Below are 4,125 nucleotides of genomic sequence, written 5' to 3'. Positions count from 1 at the left end.
GGCGTTCTGGTTGCCCTTGGGGTAATCCGGCTAGGTGTGCGACTTTAGCGGCGACAAATAGTGTCGCCGAGCTATTTTTACATGCCGCTACACACGCACCGCAACCGATGCACATGGCGTCGGCAAAAGCTGACTCAGCTTGGGCTTTGGCGATCGGGATCGTGTTGGCATCGATCGCATTACCAGTATTGACGGAAATATAACCACCCGCTTGAATAATTCGATCGAATGCCGATCGATCGACCATTAAGTCTTTAATGAGCGGAAAAGCATTCGCCCGCCAGGGTTCGATAACGATCGTGTCGCCATCTCGGTACGATCGCATATACAGTTGGCAAGTAGTACTGCCACGATCGCTCCCGTGGGGACGACCGTTGATATACATCGCACAGGAGCCACAAATCCCTTCGCGACAATCGTGGTCGAAAGCGATCGGTTCGCCACCAGCTAAAATTAGCTGTTGATTGAGCAGATCGATCGTCTCCAGCAAGGACATATCCGGCGACACATCATCAAGCTGGTAAGTAATAAAGTTGCCCTGAGTTCGAGCATCTGGTTGTCGCCAGATTTTGAGGGTGAGTTTCATGTGATGGGAGTGGATAGTGGATGGTGAATAGTGGATAGTTGAGAATTGCTGATGTGAGGTCTGATTTTCTACCCATTCCCAGTCTGAGCATCTCCTTGTACCTGTGGCACAGACATGCCGATATATACTCTGTCGAGCTGTTGACGCAGTATCACTTCTGGTATTACTGTCATACCCCAACTATCCACTATTCACTATTCACTATCCACTATTCACTATTCACTATTCACTACCCCCTACCGATAAGAACGTTGACTCAACTGCGCCAACTCAAATTTTAATGCTTCTGGATGGAATTCCCAATGATGGTCTTGAAGACGCTCCCAGGCGGCAACGTGGGCAGATTCGGTATCGTTGCGTTGGGCTTCGCCGTTAGCGGTTTGGAACTCGGCGCGGAAGTGACAGCCGCAGCTTTCTTGGCGATGGAGGGCATCGACACACATTAGTTCTCCCAGCTCCAGAAAATCGGCTACCCGCTGGGCGTAGTCGAGTTCGGGGTTGAGTTCCTGTACTTTGCCAGGGATTTTGACATCTTGCCAAAATTCGGCTTGGAGGGCTTGAATTTGGTGAATTGCTGATCGCAATCCGGCTGCATTTCTGACCATCCCGCATTCTGCCCAGAGGATTTGTCCCAAACGGCGATGGAAGCTGGCGACAGTTTGGTTGCCTTGAATGTTAATTAGTCGATCGAGTCTGGCTGATACTGTTGCTTCGGCTTGGGCGAATTCGGGACTATCGATCGAAGGTGGTGTTTTGCCTACATCAGCGGCTAAATAGTTGCTAATCGTGGCTGGAATCACGAAATATCCATCCGCTAAACCCTGCATTAATGCGGAGGCACCGAGGCGATTGGCACCATGTTCGCTGAAATTAGCTTCGCCCAAGCAATACAGCCCCGGAATCGTCGTCATTAATTCATAATCCACCCACAAACCACCCATCGTGTAATGCACGGCGGGATAAATCCGCATCGGCACGGTATAAGGGTCTTCGCCAGTAATTTGGGCATACATGGCAAACAGATTGCCATACTTATTGGCAATCGTTTCCCGACCAGATTGCCGTAGTGTGTCAGCAAAATCGAGGTATACGGCTCGCTTGGAGCTGCCGACCCCATAACCGTCGTCGCAGACCTCTTTGACCGCTCTAGAGGCGATGTCGCGGGGGACGAGGTTGCCATAGGCGGGATAGCGTCGCTCCAAAAAGTAGTCGCGATCGGATTCGGGAATCTCCGCCGCCGGACGCGGATCTCCGGCGGTTTTGGGTACCCAGATCCGTCCATCATTCCGCAAACTTTCCGACATCAGGGTGAGTTTTGACTGATACTCGCCCGCGACGGGAATACAGGTGGGATGGATCTGGGTAAAGCTGGGATTGGCAAATAACGCGCCCTGCTGGTGGGCTTTCCAAGTGGCACTGACATTACTACCGATCGCATTAGTCGAGAGATAAAAGACGTTACTATAACCGCCAGAACAGAGCAGGACGGCATGACCACTATGCCGCTCTAGTTCGCCCGTTACTAAATTCCGCGCAATGATCCCTCGCGCTTTGCCTTCAACTAGCACGATGTCGAGCAGCTCATGGCGAGTATACATGGTAATGTTGCCCAGCGCGACTTGGCGTTCGAGGGCTTGATAGGCACCGAGTAAAAGTTGTTGTCCCGTCTGTCCGGCGGCATAGAAGGTACGTTGGACTTGGGTACCGCCGAAGGAGCGATTGCTGAGCATTCCGCCGTATTCCCGCGCAAAGGGGACACCTTGAGCGACGCAATGGTCGATAATTTTGGTACTAATCGCAGCGAGTCGATAGACATTGGCTTCGCGCGATCGATAGTCGCCGCCTTTAATCGTGTCCGTAAACAGCCGCCGAACGGAATCGCCATCATTTTGATAGTTTTTGGCGGCGTTAATCCCGCCCTGAGCGGCAATACTATGGGCGCGACGCGGCGAATCTTGGAAACAAAAGGCTTTGACTCGATAACCCTGTTCCGCCAGCGTTGCGGCTGCTGATGCGCCAGCCAATCCGGTACCGATGACGATGATTTCTAGCTGGCGTTTGTTGCTGGGACTAATCAGCCGCGCTGTTGCTTGATAAGTTGACCACTGCTCGGCAAGAGGCACTGGGGGAATTTTGGGGTCGAGCATGGGGACGGGACTGGGGGACAAGGAGACGAGGGAACTTGAGAATAGAAGACTACAAGCTTCACTATTCACTATTCACTAAGACTTCAGGAAGATGACGATCGCCATGGCAGCTAATCCTAATGGTAATCCGATCGCGGCACTGATGCCGATCGCACTGAGCAGTTGGCGCGATCGATCGGTCAAACCGAGGGTGATAGTGGCACTACGCCAGCCATGCCAGAGATGAGCGGCGACAGCCAGACAACCGAGGAGATAGATGGCTAATACCCACCATTGACTCATGGTCGATCGCATTAGTTGGGATAAATTTTCAGATCTAGTGCCGAGGAGATTGGGCAGCCAAAATTGATACAGATGAAGGACTAAGAACGCCAAGATGAACGCACCAAGCCACCCCATCGATCGCGCTGGCTCGATTGCCAAACCCGAACTGACCGCATAGGGCGTACTCCGTTTCGATCGATTATCCAGCGTCAGAGCCACACCCTGCCCGATATGCACCAGAAAACCAGCTAATACCAAAATTTCCAGCAGGTGCAACCCCCAATTTTGGCGAAATAGATCGGCGGTGCGATCGAATAACAACCCACCCTCATCGAGCAACAGAGTCGCATTGAGCGCGAGATGAACGCCCAAAAAGGCCATTAAAAACAGTCCTGTCGCTGCCATGATGACCTTGCGACCGATCGAAGATGTGTAAAAGTTAGATTGCATGTTGGGAGCGGAAACCAGGAAAATGGAGGACTGGGGCTAGTTGCTCACTAGCAAAACTCGAACGTACTTCAACAGATTTACTATCCACTATCCACTATTCACTCCTACGGAGCAAGCTTGGGCGCACGCGAAGTATCTTGCTGCAATGCTTGAAAGATCGCAGCTGAATCTGCTGCACCGAATAAATTGAGGCGTAAACTCCCATCCAGTGGTACAGCAACTCGAAACAATCTCTGCCAGCTATCGTCAGCTAGAACATCAGCTTTGAGAGCGACGATTCGGTCAGAACTAGAGGAAAACTACTCATGCAATTTAAGTCAATCGCTGGTTCGATCTTGGCAACACTCGTCACCCTCGGTGCGATTCAAGCCACTCCTGTCTCAGCACAGCTAGTCCCCGAACCGTGGGTCACAGTCGGTACTAGAGATGGTAGCGTCAGCTATGGGGCTGGGGTCAAAGTTTTCGATATTGGTGCAGAAATTGCCACTGTTAACGGCAAAACTGGCGTCGATGCGCTCAAGTTTTTTAGCTTGCCAGCCGTCTCTCCGTTTGTGGGATTGGGGGTTTATGGCGGCGACGTTGCTTACTCTGGCGGCGTTCAGTTTAGTCCTGGTGGTAATACCTTTTTTGGCGTCGGTTATCACTCCATTCGTGGTGTCAATGGTCAAGTTGGGATTA

General features: G+C 51.7%; 4 protein-coding genes. 1 reads left to right on the top strand and 3 read right to left on the bottom strand.

From position 1 onward, the window contains the following. From RMO27_RS20170 to RMO27_RS20160, 3 genes are all read right to left on the bottom strand, one after another. Positions 1–586 (bottom strand): succinate dehydrogenase/fumarate reductase iron-sulfur subunit (locus RMO27_RS20170; RefSeq protein ID WP_309735908.1); only part of this gene is annotated, 586 nt, incomplete at its 3' end. Positions 587–822: 236 nt separating this feature from the next. After that, positions 823–2,733, bottom strand: a complete 1,911-nt coding sequence (locus RMO27_RS20165; protein ID WP_309735906.1) for a fumarate reductase/succinate dehydrogenase flavoprotein subunit — start codon at positions 2,731–2,733, stop codon at positions 823–825. Positions 2,734–2,808: 75 nt separating this feature from the next. Then, the gene (locus RMO27_RS20160; protein WP_309735904.1) at positions 2,809–3,447 is read right to left on the bottom strand and encodes a hypothetical protein; all 639 of its coding nucleotides are present in this window, start codon (positions 3,445–3,447) and stop codon (positions 2,809–2,811) included. Positions 3,448–3,752: 305 nt separating this feature from the next. On the opposite strand from RMO27_RS20160, the gene RMO27_RS20155 reads away from it, so the two are divergent. Next, on the top strand, positions 3,753–4,125 hold a 373-nt coding region (locus RMO27_RS20155; protein ID WP_309735902.1), incomplete at its 3' end, for a hypothetical protein.

This window comes from Chamaesiphon sp. OTE_75_metabat_556, assembly GCF_031378165.1.
Lineage (GTDB): Bacteria > Cyanobacteriota > Cyanobacteriia > Cyanobacteriales > Chamaesiphonaceae > Chamaesiphon.
This window is presented reverse-complemented; position numbering and strand designations above follow the sequence as displayed.

Coding starts and splice junctions, on each gene's coding strand:
- RMO27_RS20165 (WP_309735906.1), bottom strand. CDS start 2,733: ATGCTCGACCCCAAAATTCCCCCAGTGCCTCTTGCCGAGCAGTGGTCA.
- RMO27_RS20160 (WP_309735904.1), bottom strand. CDS start 3,447: ATGCAATCTAACTTTTACACATCTTCGATCGGTCGCAAGGTCATCATG.